The 16718-nt window shown below is 62.5% G+C and carries 15 protein-coding genes; 6 read left to right on the top strand and 9 right to left on the bottom strand.

The genetic code is table 11. The features are described from left to right. Positions 1 to 40: 40 nt before the first annotated feature. The 5 genes from phnE (ASE60_RS07630) to ASE60_RS07610 all read right to left on the bottom strand — a co-directional run bounded on the left by phnE (ASE60_RS07630) (position 41) and on the right by ASE60_RS07610 (position 5189). On the bottom strand, positions 41 to 1558 hold the full coding sequence (gene phnE / locus ASE60_RS07630) for a phosphonate ABC transporter, permease protein PhnE (protein ID WP_057249151.1): 1518 nt from the start codon (positions 1556 to 1558) through the stop codon (positions 41 to 43). 9 nt (positions 1559 to 1567) lie between these two features. Further along, complete coding sequence (phnE, locus tag ASE60_RS07625; protein WP_057249150.1) at positions 1568 to 2530, bottom strand: phosphonate ABC transporter, permease protein PhnE; 963 nt, start codon at positions 2528 to 2530, stop codon at positions 1568 to 1570. A 184-nt stretch (positions 2531 to 2714) separates the two neighbouring features. Continuing rightward, positions 2715 to 3620, bottom strand: a complete 906-nt coding sequence (gene phnD / locus ASE60_RS07620) for a phosphonate ABC transporter substrate-binding protein (RefSeq protein ID WP_057249149.1) — start codon at positions 3618 to 3620, stop codon at positions 2715 to 2717. A gap of 86 nt (positions 3621 to 3706) precedes the next feature. Beyond that, positions 3707 to 4549, bottom strand: a complete 843-nt coding sequence (gene phnC / locus ASE60_RS07615; protein WP_057249148.1) for a phosphonate ABC transporter ATP-binding protein — start codon at positions 4547 to 4549, stop codon at positions 3707 to 3709. Between the two features lie 262 nt (positions 4550 to 4811). Beyond that, positions 4812 to 5189 carry a YciI family protein gene (locus ASE60_RS07610; RefSeq protein WP_057249147.1) on the bottom strand — a complete coding sequence of 126 codons (378 nt, stop codon included), beginning with the start codon at positions 5187 to 5189 and terminating at the stop codon, positions 4812 to 4814. 423 nt (positions 5190 to 5612) lie between these two features. Here ASE60_RS07610 and ASE60_RS07605 point away from each other — a divergent pair, with 423 nt between their 5' ends. The 3 genes from ASE60_RS07605 to ASE60_RS07595 all read left to right on the top strand — a co-directional run bounded on the left by ASE60_RS07605 (position 5613) and on the right by ASE60_RS07595 (position 8782). Next, a complete protein-coding gene (locus ASE60_RS07605) occupies positions 5613 to 6440 on the top strand; it encodes a transporter substrate-binding domain-containing protein (protein WP_057249146.1) in 828 nt (275 codons plus the stop codon). Positions 6441 to 6512: 72 nt separating this feature from the next. After that, positions 6513 to 7793 (top strand): FAD-binding oxidoreductase, encoded by a 1281-nt coding sequence (locus ASE60_RS07600; protein WP_057249145.1) that lies wholly within the window; start codon positions 6513 to 6515, stop codon positions 7791 to 7793. Between the two features lie 17 nt (positions 7794 to 7810). Further along, positions 7811 to 8782 carry an amino acid ABC transporter permease gene (locus tag ASE60_RS07595; RefSeq protein ID WP_057249268.1) on the top strand — a complete coding sequence of 324 codons (972 nt, stop codon included), beginning with the start codon at positions 7811 to 7813 and terminating at the stop codon, positions 8780 to 8782. Between the two features lie 101 nt (positions 8783 to 8883). Here the strand turns inward: ASE60_RS07595 and ASE60_RS07590 are convergent, their stop codons facing one another. Together ASE60_RS07590 and ASE60_RS07585 are read right to left on the bottom strand one after the other, a co-directional pair. Beyond that, positions 8884 to 9696 (bottom strand): PfkB family carbohydrate kinase, encoded by an 813-nt coding sequence (locus ASE60_RS07590; RefSeq protein WP_057249144.1) that lies wholly within the window; start codon positions 9694 to 9696, stop codon positions 8884 to 8886. 84 nt (positions 9697 to 9780) lie between these two features. Continuing rightward, positions 9781 to 10794: an SIS domain-containing protein gene (locus tag ASE60_RS07585; protein WP_057249143.1), complete on the bottom strand. Its 1014-nt coding sequence runs from the start codon at positions 10792 to 10794 to the stop codon at positions 9781 to 9783. Positions 10795 to 11033: 239 nt separating this feature from the next. Here ASE60_RS07585 and ASE60_RS07580 point away from each other — a divergent pair, with 239 nt between their 5' ends. Then, complete coding sequence (locus ASE60_RS07580) at positions 11034 to 11765, top strand: GntR family transcriptional regulator (RefSeq protein ID WP_057249142.1); 732 nt, start codon at positions 11034 to 11036, stop codon at positions 11763 to 11765. A gap of 69 nt (positions 11766 to 11834) precedes the next feature. Here the strand turns inward: ASE60_RS07580 and ASE60_RS07575 are convergent, their stop codons facing one another. After that, positions 11835 to 12962 (bottom strand): FAD-binding oxidoreductase, encoded by a 1128-nt coding sequence (locus ASE60_RS07575; protein ID WP_057249141.1) that lies wholly within the window; start codon positions 12960 to 12962, stop codon positions 11835 to 11837. Between the two features lie 95 nt (positions 12963 to 13057). Further along, complete coding sequence (locus ASE60_RS07570; protein WP_057249140.1) at positions 13058 to 14011, bottom strand: LysR family transcriptional regulator; 954 nt, start codon at positions 14009 to 14011, stop codon at positions 13058 to 13060. 228 nt (positions 14012 to 14239) lie between these two features. On the opposite strand from ASE60_RS07570, the gene ASE60_RS07565 reads away from it, so the two are divergent. Both ASE60_RS07565 and ASE60_RS07560 read left to right on the top strand, forming a co-directional pair. Beyond that, the gene (locus ASE60_RS07565) at positions 14240 to 15427 is read left to right on the top strand and encodes an acyl-CoA dehydrogenase (protein ID WP_057249139.1); all 1188 of its coding nucleotides are present in this window, start codon (positions 14240 to 14242) and stop codon (positions 15425 to 15427) included. Positions 15428 to 15438: 11 nt separating this feature from the next. Next, a complete protein-coding gene (locus ASE60_RS07560) occupies positions 15439 to 16623 on the top strand; it encodes a CaiB/BaiF CoA-transferase family protein (RefSeq protein ID WP_057249138.1) in 1185 nt (394 codons plus the stop codon). The last annotated feature ends 95 nt before the right edge of the window (positions 16624 to 16718 follow it).

Raw genomic sequence — 16718 nt, 5'->3', positions numbered from 1 at the left:
ACAACATCATGATGGCGGACGCGCAAATGCTTGGCTGTCGTCAATGTGCCCTGCGACCCATCAGGCGTGAACGGCACGCGTTCGAGATGCTGTCGAAAATAAAGACAACCAGCAAGATCAGAAGCACCATGTAGGCGACATTTTCCCAATCGGAATTGGTGCGCATTGCTTCCCAGAGCTTGAGACCGATACCGCCCGCGCCGACGGCGCCGATGATCGTCGCCGAACGGGTGTTCGATTCCCAGAAATAAAGCGCCTGGCTCGCAAAGACCGGCAACACCTGCGGCAGCACGCCGAAGCGCTGTACGGCAAGCGGCGCAGCACCCACCGACTTGACGCCTTCGCGCTGCTTGTCGTCGATGTTTTCCAGCGCCTCGGAATAGAGCTTCCCGAGCGTGCCGGTGTCGGTGAAGAAGATCGCCGAGATACCGGCAAGCGGTCCGGGGCCGAAGGCGCGGGTAAAAAACAGCGCCCAGATAAACATGTCCACCGATCGCAGGAAGTCGAAGAAGCGCTTGACCAATTGGTTGGTCATGAAGCTCGGCGTAATGTTGCGCGCCGCGAGGAAGCAGAGCGGGAAGGCGATCAGCGATGCAAAGAGTGTGCCGACGAAGGCCATGACGACGGTCTGCAGCAGCTTCGTCCAGACATCCAGATGCTGCCACTCGGCGTTGTAGAGGATGTTGTTCCAGGCAAGCGAAAGGTTCGAGCGGGCCGGATCGATGCGCTTGCCGGATATGATGAGCGAGGCGACCTCGCCGTAGCTCTTGCCGAAGAAGGGCGAGTTGGTGTCGAAGAGGAAGTTCGCCCAGCCGAAGAAGCGGTTGCGGACGGAGACCTCGTCACCTTCGACTTCGGCCCAGCCGGTGGCGCCGAACGCAAGCACCATCTTCTCGCCTGGACGCTTCTGCGTCGCCCAGGTGGGCAGCGTGCCCTGCGGCATCACCCTGTCGGCGCCATCGACGGCCATCACCAGGGTCTCGCCGCCATGGGTCGCCTTGACCAGGCTGTCGGCGATCTCGATCCTGGTCGAGCGGTCATAGGTGACGACGACCCGGGTAAGCACTTCCTCCGTGCGGGTTTCGACGCGGTTCTGAGCTTCGGCCGTGGTCGTGCCGCCGAGTGCTGAACCGGGCGCCATGAAGCTGAAGGACGAGCTTGCCCTCGGCCTTGCCGCCTGCGTTGTCAATGCCGGAATTTCCACGCGGCGCGTCACCGTCTCCTTGTCGAGTTCCACCCAATCCGGATCGGGATTGGGTCCGAGCGGCGAATTGCGCTGATAGTTGAGGCTCATTGTCCGGTCGGAGGCGATGTGGATCTCGGGCCGCACCTCGTAGGAGACCCAGTCGGCGAGATAAGTGCCGGCGATACCCCAGTTGGCGTTGCCAAGCACCTGACCGATCGAGAAGAACCACCAGCTGAAGATGAGATAGGCGACAATGCCGCCGGCGATCGTTGCCGTGCGTACACGCTTGGAGGTCGAGGATTTCAGGAGCTCGGGATGGCGGGCCGCGATCGCGTCCATCTCCATCGGGCTCAGTCGTGTGGTCGTGGTCATAGCGCGCACCTACTGGGCAAGCTGGAAGGCCTGTTCGCCGACGAGGCGACGGCGAAGCCAGGCGGAAAACTGGTCGACGGCGAAAATGGTCGCGAACAGCAGGATGACGATCGCAAGCGTTTTCGCCTGGTGGCCCTGGCCGATCGAAAGGCGCAGCAGCTCGCCGATGCCGCCGCCACCAACGGCGCCGATGATGGTCGAGGCGCGCACGTTGATTTCGAGGCGCAGCAGGAAGTAGCTGGTGAAGTTGGGCAGCACCTGCGGCACCATGCCGAACCAGACGCGCTCGATCCAGTTGCCGCCCGCGGCACGCAGGCCCTCATCCGGCTTCATGTCCGCGTTTTCGACCACTTCGTAGAAAAGCTTGCCGAGCGCACCGACCGTGTGGATCGAGACCGCGGCGATCGCGGGAATGGGGCCGAGCGAGAGGATGGCGAGGAAGAAGCCGGCAATCACCACTTCCGGAAAGGCGCGCAGGATCTCCATGATCCGGCGAACGGTACCGCGGATCCAGGGATTGGGCATCAGGTTGCGCGCTGCGAAGAAGCAGAGCACGAAACCGAGTGCCGTGCCGATGATCGTCGAGAAGATCGCGATGTTCACGGTCTCCAGCATCTTGTGCACGTATTCGGGGATATAGAAGCCATCGGTCAGGTACAGCCGGCCGTCCGGGTAGTTGTATTTGAAGCTGCCGTCGTCATAGGGCGAGGGCAGGTCGAACATGGCACGGAAGATCTCCAGCCCATCACGTGGTGCGAGATCGCCGACGAAGTCGAAGAAATGCGGCAGGCGATCAAAGAACTTGCCGGCGTTGGAATCGTTGGCGAACCAGAGCGAGCCCGAGAGCGCCAGGAAGAGGATTCCGAAGCCGAGCCAGGAGTAAAGCCGGCGGCGGGAACTCAGTTCCTGCCAATGGCGCTCGATGACGGCGCCGTTGTCGCTCAGATTCCGCGGGAGCAGGGAAGTTGCCATGACCGTTCCGGCTCGCGCCGGCCTCTATGGCATTTCAAGGAAAAGCACGAAGCGGCTTTCCGTCAGGAAATGCGTGAAAACAAAGCGGTAGGGTATGGTTGAAGGGCTGGTGTCGAGCAGCACCCCTTCAAACAGTGAAACGCTGGCCGTTTGGGCGGCCAGCGTTCCTGGAAGATGCGGTCTATCAGCCGCCGATCGTTGCCTTGCGGGCGTCGATGATCGGCTTGTAGAAATCGGAGTTGACTTCGGTGTAGCCGGTGAAGTCACCGCCCTGGATGGCGGAGAAGCAGGCAGCGTCGGTCTTCGGCAGGTCGACCATGAACTGCTTGAACTTCACCTTCATGTCGTCGTTCATCGAGGTGCGCACGACGATCGGGCCGTTCGGGATCAGCGGCGACTTCCAGAGCTCGACGAGATCGTTCATGTCGAGGATGCCCTTGTCGACCATCTTCTTCAGGTTGCCCGAGGTGTAGCCGTCCTTGAATTCGCCGACGCCCGAGCCGAAGGTCGTGCCGGCATCGAAGGTGCCCTTGACGACTTCGAGAACGAGGTTTTCGTGACCGCCGCCGAAGCCGGTTTCACCGAAGAATTCCTTGACCGGCGCGCCGATCGCTTCCGGCAGGGTGACGAGCGGGACGAGGTAGCCCGAGGTCGAGTCCGGATCGGCGAAGCCGAGCTTCTTGCCCTTCAGGTCTTCGAGCTTGGTGATGCCGGAATCCTTGCGGGCAACCATGATCGAGTGGTAGCCGGTCGAACCGTCGGTCTGAACGGTCGTCAGGATCGGCTCGACGGCATCAGCCTTGGCGAGGTAGATCTTGGCATAGCCGGAAGCGCCGAGCTCGGCGTAGTCGAGCGTGCCACCGAGCAGGCCCTGGATAACGCCGTCATAGTCGGCGGCCGGGAACAGCGAGACCTTCTCGACGCCGATGGCAGCCGGCAGCTTGTCGACGAGGCACTGGAAGTTGCGCAGGCGGTCGGCTTCGTTTTCGCCGCCGAGAATGCCGATGCGGAATTCCTTGAGGTCTTCAGCCTGGGCGTGGCCGACGAGGGCGAGGAGCGCGACGGCGCCCAGAAGAGCTTTCTTCAGCATAAGGTTCTCCCGTGTGTCCGGCTTGACCGGATCCTATTCGGTTTCAAAGAGGTGCCCTTGACGCGGGCTTTCGATCCTGGCGGGCGTCAGATGCCGGCCAGTGCCAGCGGCTTGAGGCCGGCCGATGCCGTTTCTTCCTGCGGTTCGGCCGCCGGAATGTTGATGCTGGTGGAGGTCATCGACTCCTCGATGCCCGTGTCGGCGCCGTAGATCTCGGCAACCGCTGCCGCCGTCAGATCCTTGGGCTGGCCGTCGAAGACGACGCGGCCATGCGCCATGCCGATGATGCGTTCGCAATAGTTGCGCGCGGTATCGAGGGTGTGGAGATTGGTGATGACCGTGATGCCGTCGCGTTCGTTGATGTCGCGCAGTGCGTCCATGACGATTTTGGCGTTCAGCGGGTCGAGCGAGGCGATCGGCTCGTCGGCGAGCAGAACCTTCGGCTGTTGCATCAGCGCGCGGGCGATCGCGACGCGCTGCTGCTGGCCGCCGGAGAGCGTGCCTGCGGGCTGAAGTGCGGTCTGTTCGATGCCGAGGCGCTCGAGCGCGCCGATCGCCATGATGCGTTCTTCGCGGGTGAACATGTTGAGGATGCTGAGCACCGTCGAGCGGTGATTGAGGCGACCGAGCAAAACGTTGGTGAGTACGTCGAGGCGCGGCACCAGGTTGAACTGCTGAAAGATCATGGCACAGTCGCGCTGCCAGTTGCGCAGTGCAGCGCCGCGAAGTGACGACACTTCCGCGCCGTCATAGACGATCGAGCCCGAAGACAGGTCGACGAGGCGATTGATCATGCGCAGCAGCGTCGACTTGCCTGCACCCGAGCGGCCGATCACGCCGACCATCTGACCCTGGGGGATGTCGAAGGTAACCGAACTTACGGCTGTCTTCTTGCCGAACTGGCGGGTTACACTCTTCAACTGAAACATTTCTAGCAGGTCCTCTTTCGGGGAGACCGGTCATCGGTATGACACCTGCCATATCGGCGCTTCATGAAAGCGAAATGTCAGTTTGTTGTAAGTTCTGTTACAGTTCACACCCGCGCGGGCTGGGTTAATCAAAAGTGAAGGACATCGCGCCGGTGGGTGCCCGATTGGCCACCTCCCGCACGATTGCAGCTTGAGATTCGGCTGGATCGAGGGCGGTCGCCTGATCGCGTCCTTGCACAGTACCGCCGTGCGATTCCTGGCTCTACGGTCCAGGCTCCAAGGTCGCCCCCGGAACATAGAGCGCGATCGGTCGGATCTCGTAGATCGCGGTGGGATTGCTGCGCCGCAGGTCGCGTGCCGCTGCGATTGCTGCGTCGAGCGTCGGAAAGTCCACGACGTAGAGGCCAAGGAGATGCTCTTTGGTTTCAGCGAAGGGGCCGTCCGTGACGATGCCTTCGCCCTTGCCCCTCAGCGTCACCCCTGCCTCAGCGGGGCCGAGCCGCGCGGCCGGTCCGAATGATTTCTGCTGAACGAAGCGATCATGCACCTGGAGTAGATCGGACATCAGGGCCGCATCCTCCTCCTCGCTCCAGGATTCGACGACGCCTGCCGTGTGATAAGCCAAGATCGCATAATACATGAACCGTCCTCCCGGACGTATTCCTGTCAGGTTTCGCCGATGGCTTCAATCGGTGTGGCGAGGTTCATGGGTTCAACGCTACACTCTAAATCAGCCTCAGGATGCTGCGACCCACGATAGGCCCGGGCGTCAGTCCGGGAACTGCGCCTTTGAGTTCGCGCGCCGGACTGCCGCGTTGTCCTGTACTTGTCCGAAGTCGGAGCCGGGGATGCCCCGGTGCCTCTTGCCGGTATGAAGGCGCTTCGGTGCAGGAGCGTGCTTAATTGGCTCATTCATCACGAAGACACATGGTCCCATCACTTCGTTTCATGGAGCGGATGCGCTTCCGCCCTTGACTCGTCTTTATCGATCTTTTCTAACTTATGTTGTCAGACATCTTACATAAACGGGAACCCATTGCTGACGTTCAAACAGGAGGAATGCGTGAGGAAACTGGTTCTACAGCTCGCCGTCGGCGCTGCCGCGCTGGCGCTTGCCACCGCCGCGCAGGCAGGCGAGACGCTCGACCGTGTCATGAGCAAGAAGGCCATGGTGGTCGCCACCAATAGCGGGTGGCCACCGCAGAGCTATCTCGACGACAGTAACCAGCTGGTCGGCTTCGACATCGATGTCTCCCGCGAGATCGGCAAGCGCCTTGGCGTCGAGGTCAGCTTCGAGACGCCGGACTGGGCGACCTTGACCGGCGGCCGCTGGCAGGGACGTTATGACGTCGGCGTCGGCTCCGTCACCCCCACCAAGGCACGCGCCCAGGTCATCGACTTTGCCGGCATCTATTACTACAGCCCCTATGTCTATGTGTTGCACAAGGACAGTGAGGCGAAGTCTGTCACCGACCTGAACGGCAAGGTCGTCGGCGTTGAAACGGCCACGACATCGGAAGATTTCATTCGCCGGCAGTTGGAAATCGACGCGCCGGGGCTTCCGCCGATCGAATACAAGCTGGAGCCGGGCGAAATCCGCACCTTTGCCGACTCCATGCTTCCCTTCGACGACCTGCGCCTCGGCAATGGCGTGCGCCTTGATGCGGTCATCGCGCCGGAACAGACCGCGCTGAACGCCATCAAGAACGGTTATCCGCTCAAGGTCCTTGAGGGGGAGTACGCGTTCAAGGAGCCGCTCGTCGTGATCGCGGAAAAGACCGACCCCGAGTGGACGAAGAAGATCGGCGATCTCATCGACGAGATGAAGAAAGACGGCACGCTCGCGAGCTTTACCACCAAGTGGTACGGCAAGGACTACAGCGCCGACTGAGTTGGACAAGTCTGTGCGGCGGCAGTTCATGCCGCCCGCAACCCTTATTCGCTGTCTGCAGGGCGAGAGAACATGTCCTATCCCGATACCTACTACAAAAACACGATGGTCGACCGGAAGGTCAGACCAGTGCTTTCGGAAACCATCGAATGTGACACGGTCGTTGTCGGCGGTGGGCTTGCTGGTCTGACAACGGCGCTTCAGCTTGCACGCGCCGGGCAGTCGGTTGTGGTGCTCGAGGCCGAGAGTGTCGGCTTCGGGGCTTCCGGTCGAAATGGCGGCTTCGTCAGCCCCGGTTTTGCGACCGGTGGCGAGAATATTGCTCGACTGGCCGGTGCCGAAGGTGCACGGCAGATCCACCGCCTGTCGATCGAAGGCGTGGATTTCGTTCGGGATACGATCGCGGCGCTGAAGATCGAGAGCGCGCAAGCGCAGCCCGGCATCACCAGCGTGCTGCGCTACGACGACGACGGCAGTTTGAAGGCACATGCCGACGCGATGCGCCAAAACTACGGGTACGAATTGGAATACTTCGACACCGAGCACATTCGCGCGGTGCTGAAGTCGAAGCGCTATTTCCAGGGTCTGCGCGACCCCAAGGCCTTCCACATGCACCCGCTCAACTACCTTCGTGCGGTGGCAGAAGAGATCGAGCGGCTGGGTGGGCAGATCTACGAGGGCTCGGCGGCAACGGCGAGCACGCTCGATGGGGCCGAGAAGACGGTGTCGACCGCCCGCGGCCGCGTCAAGGCACGCCAGGTCGTCTTCACGACCGGTGGCTACACCGGCGCGCTCAACGGCCGGCTGCAGCGGGCGTTCCTGCCGATCGCCACCTATGTGATGCTGAGCGAAGAGGCGCCGGATCTGATCCGTTCGGCCATCGCCACCCGCGACGCGATCGGCGACAACCGCCGCGCCGGAGACTATTACCGGCTGGTGGATGGAGGCAAACGACTGCTTTGGGGCGGGCGGATCACCACGCGGGCAGCTTCGCCGGCGGCCCTTGCGGCCGAATTGCGGCGCGAGATGACGGGCACCTATCCGCAACTCAAGGAACTGAAGACCGAGCTCGCCTGGTCCGGGCTGATGTCCTATGCACGCCACCTGATGCCCCAGATCGGCGAGATGCGGCCGGGAGTCTGGCATTGCACCGCCTTTGGCGGCCACGGGCTCAACACCACGGCGATCGGCGGCAAGCTGGTGGCCGAAGGCATTCTCGAACAGTCCGACCGCTACAAGCTCTTCCGGCCGTTCGGTCTGGTCTGGGCCGGCGGCTATGCCGGGCTGGCGGTTGCTCAACTCACCTACTGGAAACTGCAGGCACAGGACTGGTGGCGCGAGCGCGCGGCCTGAACGCCGGAGATTTTGAGATGATTGGTCGTCTGATACTGACTTATCCGGATGTCGCGCGACGGTCCGGCATGTTTCTCATGCTGGCGCTCGTCACGCTGGCGATCTACGGGCTCGGCATCAGCCCTGCCTGGATCGGGCATCTGCTGCCGACTTCGGCAGGGTGGCTGGAAGCCAATCCAGCGCTCGGACGGTTGGTCAGTGCCTTGCTGGTCGCGCTGATCGCGGTAGCGAACTGGAAGGCTTTGCGGCAATTGCCGCGTAGCGGACAGGTGATCGGCGTCTGGGTCGAGCTCTTCGTCCTGCTGATGCTGTTTTTCTACTCGTTCGATCTGTCCTTCGCCTTCATCGCCAAGAAGATCGGCTACCTGGTCTCCCAGGGCGTCGTCACGACGCTCTATATCTCGGTGATCTCGATCGCGATCGCCACCCTCATCGCGCTGGTCGGGGCAATTGCGAAGCTGTCGAAGAACGGCGTGATCTACGGTCTCGCGACCTTCTACACCTCGCTCTTCCGCGGTCTGCCGTTGTTGATGCAGATCTACATCATCTACCTCGGCCTGCCGCAGGTCGGCTACGTCATCGGCGCGGTGCCGGCGGGCATCCTGGCGCTGTCGCTCTGCTATGGCGCCTATATGACAGAGATCTTCCGGGCCGGCATCGAGAGCATCCCGCGCGGCCAGACGGAAGGGGCGACCGCACTCGGCCTTAGCCCGAGCCAGACAATGGCGCTGGTGATCATGCCGCAGGCGATGCGCGTCATCGTCCCGCCGACTGGCAACCAGTTCATCGCCATGCTGAAGGACTCTTCGCTCGTCTCCGTCGTCGGCGTCTGGGAGATCATGTATCTCGCCCGCACTCAAGGCCAGACCGAGTTCCGGCACATCGAGATGCTGATCACCGCCTCGATGATCTACTGGATTCTGTCGATCGGTCTTGAGTTCCTGCAGTCTCGTGTCGAGGCCCGCTTCGGGCGCTTCGATGTCCGCTGAGTACGGTGCGCACGCGAATTTCTTGGGGTGGAAAGCCTGAAGACGCCCGCCATTTACCGGGCCCGTTGTTGAACTGGGTCGGGTGAGGCGGGCTCGTCTTGTTACAGAGTGTGCGGCTGTTGCGGAAACCCGCCGACATGGGTGCAGGTGCGCGCAGCGAGGTCGCGCCCGGCCTCCAGCCGCTTGATCAACGGGCGGCCTTGAAGGTGAGCCAGAATGAACCCGGCGATAAAGCTGTCGCCCGCGCCGGTGGTATCGACGATATCCACAGGACGGCTGCCGGTCGATACCAGTTCGGTTCCGTCGCTTGCGAGCGAGCCGAGGGCGCCTCGCGTGACGACGGCCAGCTTAGCACCGCGAGAGAGGAAGCCATCAGCCAAGCGTTCTGCGTCCTGAACACCGTCGCCGCCGGACCCGAAGGCGATGTTGAGGCCCTCCACGCCGAGGTCGGCGGGGGCGGCGTTGACGGAGACATCCTGCGAGACGCTGACACCCGCGGCTGCAAGTGCCCGGCGCAGCGCGCCGCCGTCGTCGAGCCAGCCGATATGCACGTGATCCATGGTCTTCAGGAGAGCGAGGTCGTCCGCGTCGGGTCGGTAACCGGCACAGGCGCCGAAATCCTCATAGAGGAAGACACGGTCGCCATCCGGCGTGATGCCGATGTCGGTATAGGCGGTGTTGACGTCACGCTCCTTGAGGCCGTCAAGCCGCACGCCGTTCTGCTCGAGAAGCTGCCGCACCTGTGCGCCGTCGCGGTCACGACCGACGGCGCCGAAGTAGAAAGATTGGTGTCCGAGAAGCGCCGACTGCACGGCGACATTGATCGCGTTACCACCGACATAGGTTTCCCCGACCGGCGCCTGGAAACGGTCGATGCAATTGTCGCCGACGGCAGCAAGGCGGAAAGTGGTCATAGCGTCTCCTGGCGGCCGCATGGAAAGGTCGCGAACGCGTTTTCGCATCCGCGACCGTCGGGCGAACGATTACGTCTCGAATGCTCAGTAGGCAACGCGCTTGTAGTAGCGCCGCGTTGTCAGCGGGTGATTGCGCATGACCTCGAGGTGGGCACTGATGCGCTCGAGCACTGTTGCAAGCACGATCGGCGAGACGAGACCGCGCACGTCGGGAGAGAGGCCGGGGAGGGAGAACTCCGTCGTGTCGAGCACGGTGAGCTTGCTCGTGTAACCGGGCACGAAGTTCTGAACGCGTTCGGCGAGCGGACGCATCGCATCTTCGCCCTTGAACAGGATGACGCTGACATCCTGTTCCACCAGTTCGAGCGTTCCGTGGAAAAAGTCTGAGGCATGCACCGGACGGGTGCGGATCCACTGCATCTCCTCGAGAATGCACATGCCGTAGTAGAAGGCTTCCGGCCACACGTTACCGGCGCCGGTGATGATGTGGTAGTTGGAGCCGGCAAGAACCTTCGCGAAATCCTCTGCTCGGGGTTCGAAGCTTCGCTTCACCTCCAGCAGCGCCTGCGGCAGGGTTTCGAGTTCACCCACAATCCGCTCGTAATTTTCGAGTTCCCCGCGGTGGCGCATGATCGAAAGCGCAATGAACAGCGATTGCAGAAAGAAGGACTCGCAGGAGGTGTCGTCTTCGGCGAAATTGACGAAGACGTGGTCTCCGCCATGGCCGAGTGGCGTGTCCCGATGCCCGACCAGCGTCAATACCGTCGCGCCAACCGCTTTTGCCTTCTCGAGCAGCGCCACGCTTTCCTTCGTGGTGCCGGAGAGGGAGGGAATGACCACGATAGACCTGGAATTCAGGTTTGCCGATCCGGAAAGGACGAGCTCTGCCGGCATGTCGATAAAGGTGGTAAAGCGGGACTGGCGCTGAAGAAGCTGGGCTGCCGGCTGCATCAGGATGGCGGCGCCTCCCGTTCCCGTGAAAAAGATGTTCTCCGCGCCGGCGGCGAGACAAGCCGCGATGGTGGTGTCCAGTTGCTGGCGCAGTGCGCCAGCGCCCGACTGGATGCGAAGAAATCTCTGTTCGTCGAAGTTCAGCATGGCACGCTTTCCCGGTGATTGCCTCGGTCGGCGGTCATGGCGTCCGCCGTTCTCCTTAATGTTGTAAGACAACTGACAACAATGCGAAGCGGTGTCAAGAGAGATATCTCGCCAGCACCGCTGCACCTCGCGATGCACGCCGAGTAGCAGCGAAAATCCGGTTGGCCGGAGGCGCACTTGACCTTCCAGAATTTGTCAGACAAGAACATCCTTGTGATTGTTCAACGGAGTGAGAGGAATTGGACGAACCCCTTCGTGATACGCGCACACTGGTCATTCAGCTCCGCGACCGCATCGCGGATCTGATTCGCGACGAAGGGCTCAATCCCGGCGACAAACTGCCAACCGAGGCGCAGTTGACGCAGCGCTTCAAGATCTCGCGTCCGGCGCTGCGCGAAGCGCTGAAGCTGCTCGAGCAGGACAGCATCATCTATGTCGAGCACGGCCGGGGACGGTTCGTCTCGGCGATGTCCGCCGTGCAGGTCGATCGCCCGATCACGGTCTTCGAAAGCGTCACGGACATGGCCCGGCACTATGGCTACGCCACGGCCAACAAGGTTCTTTCGGTGGCGGAGGAAGCACCCGACGCCACCACAGCTGAGCAGTTGCGGCTGCAGCCGGGCGAGCGGGTGATCCGTCTCGAACGGCTGCGGCTGCACAAGGACGAGCCGATCCTCTATTGCGTCGACTTCATCCCGCGCAGCATCATCCCGTTGCGCCTTTATGATGTCGATTGGACCGGTTCACTGCTCGATCTGCTGGACCAGCACAGGAGCAGGCCCAGGATGTCGGCCGCGATCGTCTCCGCCGTCATGCTTCCCGATGATGTGGTGGAGCGCAACGACCTGCGCGATTTCGGGCCGGCACTGCTGATCCGCGAGACCTGTTTCAATGCGGCCGGCTTGCCGGTGGTCTACGCGCTCGACTATCACCGCGGCAGCCATTTTTCCTTCAGCCTGGCGCGCAAGTGATCCGGCCGACGGTCTAGACTTGTCGGCAAATGGTCCGTGAACGGTGTCGGGCGGCGGCGAGCGGCCGTGTCACTTCTCCAGGCGTGTCGGGCTGAACTTCGAGGGATCGAGACCGACCGCCTCGAAGCCGTCCGGTGTTGTGGTACCGATGACGAGGTTCGCGGCGAGTGCGCCGAGCGCCGGTGAGGTCAGAATGCCGTAGCCGCCCTGGCCGGCGAGCCAGAAGAAATCCGGTCGGTCGCGGGCAAAGCCGATGACCGGCAACTTGTCGGGCGAGAAGCTGCGCATGCCGGCCCAGCTCTTGAAGATGCGGCGAACCGGTACGGTCGTTGCCTCTTCGATGTAGTGCGCCGCCCAGGCGACGTCGATTTCCTCGGGCTGGACGTCGGCCGGCTCGCAAGGGGTGGCGTCGGCGGGCGAGGCGAGCAGCCGCCCACCCTCGGGCTTCATGTAGAAGTCTTCATCGATCTCGTTGATCTCCGGCAAGGTGAGCGCATCGATGCCTTCGGGGAGATCGACGGTGATCGCCGTGCGGCGATGCGGCACGATACCGACGGGGGCGACGCCGAACAGGTCCGCAACCGGATCGGCCCAACCGCCGGCGGCATTGACGATCGTCTTTGCGCCGACATCGCCGGCACTGGTCGTGAGCACCCAGCGATCGCCATCCCGACGTGGCGCCAGTACGTCCGAGCGTTCGACGATCGTGGCGCCATGCCGGCGGGCGCCCCTGACGTAACCCTGAACGAGGTTCTCGACTTCGATGTCCCAGAAATGCGGATCGTAATAGGCCGCGGCAACGTAGTCCCGCCGGAGAATAGGCACCCGTGCGATAACTTCGTCGACGGTCAGCCTTTGGATCTCGGCATTGGCGCGACTTTCCTCGGCGAAGACCTCTTCGAAGCGATCAGCCTTCTCGGCGTTGGCGATCATGACGCCGCCGCGCTGCTTGAGCAGCGCCACTTCGGAAAACCCCTCAGGCGGTTTGTCGAAGAAGGACTTGGAGATGGCCGCGAGCGCACAGACTTCCGGCGTGTTGTAGCGCAGCACGAATTCTGCGGCCGAGCGGCCGGTGCTGTGATAGCCGAGCCCTTCCTCCCGCTCGATCACCACCACGGAGCGATGTGGTGCCAGGAAATAGGCGAGTGACAGGCCGGCGATCCCGCCGCCAATGATCGCCACATCGTAGTCCCGCATGTCCTGCCTCCATTGGTTGTTGGCGGGACCATAGGCAAGCTGCCATCCGCGTTCAAATTTATAACCGGAAAGGTGGCTATCAATTCTGATGATGGTCAGGCTATCTCGTCGAGACAGTGGTCGAGGGGCTCGGTATCGGCGACATGGGAAAGAAAAGCAGCTTCCGCCGGATTGAGGATCGCGTTCGGGTTGGAAATGCGAAAGACGTCGGTCGTCGGCAGGTCGGTGTAGGGCGGCAACTGCCAGAGTTCGCCCTCTGCAACGGCTGGCGCCGCCAGGTGGTCGGGCAGCATGCCGATGCCGACATTGGAGGCGATCAGCCGCATCACCTCTTCGACATTGCAGGAGACGGCGCGGACCTGCTGGCCGAAAGACCCGACGGCACGCACCGCGGTCACCGAGTTCATGTGCTGCCCGCCAAGCACGTCGGCGATGAAGGCGATATAGGGATTGCCCCTGAGATCGTTGAAGTCGACGCCTTGAACGCCGAACAGCGGATGATCGCGGCCGCAGTAGAGCGCGTAGCGTTCGCGTACATGGAAGCGTTTGTTGAGCCAGTCGGGTATGTTGCCGTCGCAAAGGCCGATGGTCGCGACGTTTCGCTCGACGGCGCTTAGAACGTCCACCGTCGTCGCGACGGTGACCGATAGCGTCACCTTTGGGTGCAGACGGAAGAAACTTTCGAGCTTGCGGTCCCAGGCAGGGTTGTGGGCGTGGCTGACGGAGTGGATGTTGAGGTGGCCGGTGATCTCTTCGCCGGCAATCTCCAGAACGTTCGGCAGCCGGATCACGGCGGCGAAGATATCGCGGCATTGGGCATGCAGGCGGGCGCCGGCATCCGTCAGGTTGAAGCGCCCGGGGCGGCGGTCGATGAGCTTCTGGCCAACGGTCTGCTCCAATCGCTTCAACGCCATGCTGACAGCCGGCTGCTGCAGGAGCAGACGGTTTGCGGCGGCCGTGATGCTGCCTTCCTCGACCAGCACGACGAAGGTGCGCAGCAGATTCCAGTCGAGATTGTGGGCGAAGCGTTCGAGGCGGTCATTGGCCATGGTCGTGGCTTGCTTTGATCTCTGGCGTTGCACTGGCCATTCGCTCCACGGTGGTGGCCCGAAGGACTTGAGTTCTTGTCGTCATATTTCAGCGATTTTGCAACACGGGGTGCTCCCGGTCGGACGCGGGGCCATTCCCTGAACGCATGAGGCGGTGCCTCAATTTCGTTTGAAACGGCATGCACCCCTTGCGATAACATGAGCCGAATAATCCGATGGGAGAGAAACATGGCCGGCAAGACGCAATTTCAATGGGATGATCCGTTCCTCCTCGAAGATCAGTTGACCGAGGACGAACGTATGATCCGCGACACCGCGCGGGCCTATGCGCAAGACCGGCTGCAGCCGCGCGTCATTGACGCCTATCGCGAAGAATCGACCGATCCGGAGATCTTCCGCGAGATGGGCGAGCTCGGCCTGCTCGGCGTGACGGTCTCCGATACCTATGGCGGCGTCGGCGCTTCTTACGTCGCCTACGGCCTTGTCGCCCGCGAAGTCGAGCGCGTCGACAGCGGCTACCGCTCGATGATGAGCGTGCAGTCTTCGCTGGTGATCTACCCGATCTATGCCTATGGCTCTGAAGAGCAGAAGCAGAAGTATCTCCCGAAGCTCATCAGCGGCGAGTGGATCGGCTGCTTCGGCCTGACCGAGCCGGATGCCGGCTCGGACCCGGCCGGCATGAAGACCCGCGCCATCAAGACCGAGAGCGGCTACCGCCTCGTCGGCTCGAAGATGTGGATCTCCAACGCGCCGCTCGCCGATGTTTTCGTCGTCTGGGCGAAGTCGGAAGCCCATGGCGGCGCTATCCGCGGCTTCGTGCTCGAAAAGGGCATGAAGGGTCTTTCGGCGCCGAAGATTGCCGGCAAGCTGTCGCTGCGGGCCTCGATCACCGGCGAAATCGTCATGGACAATGTCGAGGTCGGCGAAGACGCGCTTCTGCCAAACGTCGAGGGCCTGAAGGGTCCGTTCGGCTGCCTCAACCGCGCCCGCTACGGCATTTCCTGGGGTGCGCTCGGTGCCGCCGAGTTCTGCTGGCATGCCGCGCGCCAGTATGGCCTCGACCGCAAGCAGTTCAACCGTCCGCTGGCACAGACGCAGCTCTTCCAGAAGAAGCTTGCCGACATGCAGACGGAGATCACGCTCGGCCTGCAGGGCTCGCTGCGTGTCGGCCGCCTGATGGACGAGGGCCGCATGGCCCCGGAAATGATCTCCATCGTCAAGCGCAACAATTGCGGCAAGGCGCTCGATATCGCCCGAATGGCCCGCGACATGCATGGCGGCAACGGCATCTCCGAGGAATACCAGGTCATGCGCCACATGGTGAACCTCGAGACCGTCAACACCTACGAGGGTACGCATGACGTCCATGCGCTGATCCTCGGCCGCGCCCAGACCGGCCTCCAGGCCTTCTTCTGAGCGGCACGATCATGGAAGCGCCGCTGAAGGGCATTCGTGTCCTGGAACTGGCCCGCATTCTCGCGGGCCCCTGGATCGGCCAGACGCTGGCCGATCTCGGTGCCGACGTCATCAAGGTGGAAAGCCCGGCCGGCGACGACACCCGCACCTGGGGCCCGCCCTTCGTCGCGGGCGAAGATGGCGAGACGCTCGACGCCGCCTACTTCCACGCCTGCAACCGCGGCAAGCGCTCCGTGGTGCTGGATTTCACCACGGAGGAGGGGCAGGAGGCCGTGCGCCGCCTTGCCGCCCAGTCGGATGTCCTGCTCGAAAACTTCAAGGTCGGCGGGCTCACCAAGTATGGTCTCGACTACGAGAGCCTGAAGAAGATCAATCCGAAGCTGATCTATTGCTCGGTCACGGGCTTTGGCCAGGACGGTCCCTATGCCCACCGCGCCGGCTACGACTACATCGTACAGGGCATGAGCGGCATCATGGACCTGACCGGTGAGCCCGATCGCGAGCCGCAGAAGATCGGCGTTGCCTTCGCCGATATCTTCACCGGTCTCTATGGCGTCATCGCCGTCCAGGCGGCGCTTGCCCAGCGCGAGCGCACCGGCGAGGGGCAGCAGATCGACATGGCGCTGCTCGACTGCATGACCGGCGTTCTTGCCAACCAGGCGCTGAACTTCCTGGTCTCCGGCAAGGCGCCGCGCCGGCTCGGCAATGCGCATCCGAACATAGCGCCCTATCAGGTCTTCCCGACCTCCGACGGTCATCTGATCGTTGCGGTCGGCAATGATCGGCAGTTCGTGAAGTTCTGCGCGTTGCTCGACCGCGCCGATCTCGCGACCGACGAACGTTATCGGACCAACGCGCTGCGGGTGCAGAACCGCGACATGCTGACGTCTGAACTGGCAGCCGAAACCGCGAAAATCGAGCGCGACACGCTCTTGAAGTTGCTGGAAGATGCCGGCGTGCCCGGCGGGCCGATCAATACCGTTGCCGATGTTTTCGCCGATCCGCAGATCGAGCATCGGCAGATGCGGGTGGACACGCCGCATCCGGGCGCTGCCGCCGGCACCTCGCCGGGTGTCAGGACACCGATCCGCTTTTCGGCGGCCGAGCTTGCGCTGGACCGCGGCGTACCGCGGCTTGGAGAGCACACCGAGGAGGTGTTGGCAGAGATCGGGATGCAGGTCCCGAAGGCGGGCTAGAGCATTTCCCTTTCATGCTGGATCGTATCCGCATGAGTTGAAGTAGTTTCTGCATTCTTTTGGCGCGACGAGATGGACGAGCTTGCCAATCATGT

This window comes from Ensifer sp. Root278 (assembly GCF_001429285.1).
Classification (GTDB): Bacteria; Pseudomonadota; Alphaproteobacteria; order Rhizobiales; family Rhizobiaceae; genus Ensifer.
This window is presented reverse-complemented; position numbering and strand designations above follow the sequence as displayed.

Coding starts and splice junctions, on each gene's coding strand:
- phnE (WP_057249151.1), bottom strand. CDS start 1,558: ATGACCACGACCACACGACTGAGCCCGATGGAGATGGACGCGATCGCG.
- phnE (WP_057249150.1), bottom strand. CDS start 2,530: ATGGCAACTTCCCTGCTCCCGCGGAATCTGAGCGACAACGGCGCCGTC.
- phnD (WP_057249149.1), bottom strand. CDS start 3,620: ATGCTGAAGAAAGCTCTTCTGGGCGCCGTCGCGCTCCTCGCCCTCGTC.
- phnC (WP_057249148.1), bottom strand. CDS start 4,549: ATGTTTCAGTTGAAGAGTGTAACCCGCCAGTTCGGCAAGAAGACAGCC.
- ASE60_RS07610 (WP_057249147.1), bottom strand. CDS start 5,189: ATGTATTATGCGATCTTGGCTTATCACACGGCAGGCGTCGTCGAATCC.
- ASE60_RS07600 (WP_057249145.1), top strand. CDS start 6,513: ATGTCCTATCCCGATACCTACTACAAAAACACGATGGTCGACCGGAAG.
- ASE60_RS07595 (WP_057249268.1), top strand. CDS start 7,811: ATGATTGGTCGTCTGATACTGACTTATCCGGATGTCGCGCGACGGTCC.
- ASE60_RS07590 (WP_057249144.1), bottom strand. CDS start 9,696: ATGACCACTTTCCGCCTTGCTGCCGTCGGCGACAATTGCATCGACCGT.
- ASE60_RS07585 (WP_057249143.1), bottom strand. CDS start 10,794: ATGCTGAACTTCGACGAACAGAGATTTCTTCGCATCCAGTCGGGCGCT.
- ASE60_RS07575 (WP_057249141.1), bottom strand. CDS start 12,962: ATGCGGGACTACGATGTGGCGATCATTGGCGGCGGGATCGCCGGCCTG.
- ASE60_RS07570 (WP_057249140.1), bottom strand. CDS start 14,011: ATGGCCAATGACCGCCTCGAACGCTTCGCCCACAATCTCGACTGGAAT.
- ASE60_RS07565 (WP_057249139.1), top strand. CDS start 14,240: ATGGCCGGCAAGACGCAATTTCAATGGGATGATCCGTTCCTCCTCGAA.
- ASE60_RS07560 (WP_057249138.1), top strand. CDS start 15,439: ATGGAAGCGCCGCTGAAGGGCATTCGTGTCCTGGAACTGGCCCGCATT.